The sequence below is a fragment of the Nocardia sp. NPDC060220 genome (assembly GCF_042727815.1).
In the GTDB taxonomy this organism is placed as follows: domain Bacteria; phylum Actinomycetota; class Actinomycetes; order Mycobacteriales; family Mycobacteriaceae; genus Nocardia.
Genome location: NZ_JBHWZY010001379.1, coordinates 1 through 1,076 on the forward strand (window position 1 = coordinate 1; position 1,076 = coordinate 1,076).

The 1,076-nt window shown below is 62.0% G+C and carries 2 protein-coding genes; one reads left to right on the forward strand and one right to left on the reverse strand.

Annotated elements, in window-relative coordinates:
- A partial coding sequence (locus ACFWF3_RS36925; RefSeq protein WP_379318901.1) for a S1 RNA-binding domain-containing protein occupies positions 1–319 on the forward strand: 319 nt, incomplete at its 5' end.
- Between the two features lie 418 nt (positions 320–737).
- On the opposite strand, the gene ACFWF3_RS36930 is transcribed toward ACFWF3_RS36925, so the two are convergent.
- Positions 738–1,076: hypothetical protein (locus ACFWF3_RS36930; RefSeq protein WP_379318903.1), on the reverse strand; the 339-nt coding region annotated here is incomplete at its 5' end.

The window sequence follows — 1,076 nt, forward strand, 5'->3', positions numbered from 1 at the left end:
GGGTGAATTCCTGCAGTTCGATACCTGGAATGCCGAGGCCAGGCTGTCTCTGCGAGCACTGCAGCCCGACCCCTTCCATGCCTTTGCCGAGCGCATCACCGTCGGTAGAGAACTACGCGGGCATGTCACCCAGCTGGTGCCCTTCGGCGTCTTTGTCCAAGTGGCGGACGGGATCGAGGGGCTGATTCGTCGCCGAGACCTCACCCAGCCGACGGACGAAGTCGTCCAGATCGGGGACAGGGTCACGGTCGTTGTCACCCATGTCGACCGAGAAAAACGTCAGCTGTTCCTCTCCCGGCAAACCACCGGCCAGCTCTGACCTTCGAACACCCGGAATCAGGAAGGGCTACCGTCGGTCTTCGGCAGTACAGCCACAGTCGCCAGCACGAGATCACGGGGGAATCGGCGCAGTTCAGGCATACGAGAGCAAATATGGAGTCCTCTCGTAATCCAGCGCCGATGACTGGCACGTCGAGGCCTCTTCCCTCGAAGATATTACTGCTGAGCAGTTCCGAGAAGCCTGGGCAAAGGCTCGTTCCACGATCGAACGCCGATGGCCAACTGGTAGCTGAGCGGGGCTCGCGGGGGCATACAGGCTGCAGGAAGTGAGCAGTAGCAGGCGGACGTTCCGCCGACGTCGGATCGGTACGGTCAGTTGATTTTCCTACGCACCGCGCTGGCCGCTTCGGTCAGCGCGGCATGCGGCATGCGGCGTGGGTTTGATATCACGGGCCAGGTCAGTGCTCGGTCCTGGCGATTGCCAATAGGTGTGCGCTTGCGTTGATCAGCAGCGGGTCCTGTTCCAGTAGCCGTGCACAGTGCAGTGCTGCTGTCACGAGGGATCGAAAGCTGTGTTGTCCGGCGTGATCGAGTGTGGGCCAGGCCGGGCCTTCGACGCCGTAGGTCACGACATCAATGAGACCGGCTGCTTCCAGCTCGGTACGGAGCTCATCTGCCGTATGCCAATGAGTCCGAACGAACCCGACGTGGCCGTCGTAGTCACCTGTGGCGATCACCTCGCCCACCGCAGCTGCCAGTGTGTCGTCGAGGGTGCCGTTTGTGCCAGTCTCCAGGGC